General features: G+C 53.2%; 1 protein-coding gene. It reads right to left on the bottom strand.

Annotated elements, in window-relative coordinates:
• Positions 1-21 precede the first annotated feature (21 nt).
• The gene (locus E1189_RS24980) at positions 22-201 is read right to left on the bottom strand and encodes a hypothetical protein (RefSeq protein WP_155158459.1); all 180 of its coding nucleotides are present in this window, start codon (positions 199-201) and stop codon (positions 22-24) included.
• Positions 202-308: the final 107 nt, after the last annotated feature.

Genomic DNA, 308 nt, shown 5'->3' with positions numbered 1-308 from the left:
AACATCTCCGGGATGCACACGCTAAGAGCCCGCACAGGTGGCAGACTCTTTATCTGTGACCATGACGGATGTAACCGGTCTTTCACCCAATCCGGCAATCTCACCAGACACAAACGCACCCATACAGGGGACAGACCCTTTGTCTGTGATCAGGGCAGGTGTAACAAGTCTTTCACCCAATCCGCTCATCTCATCGTTCACAAGCGCATCCATACAAAGGACAGGCCATTTGTCTGTGACCGGGATGGATGCCACAAAGCATTTACCTCATCCAGCCACCTCACCAGCCACAGGCGCATCCACACAGA

The organism is Parendozoicomonas verongulae, from assembly GCF_009711465.1.
GTDB classification, from domain to species: Bacteria; Pseudomonadota; Gammaproteobacteria; order Pseudomonadales; family Endozoicomonadaceae; genus Sansalvadorimonas; species Sansalvadorimonas verongulae.
This window is presented reverse-complemented; position numbering and strand designations above follow the sequence as displayed.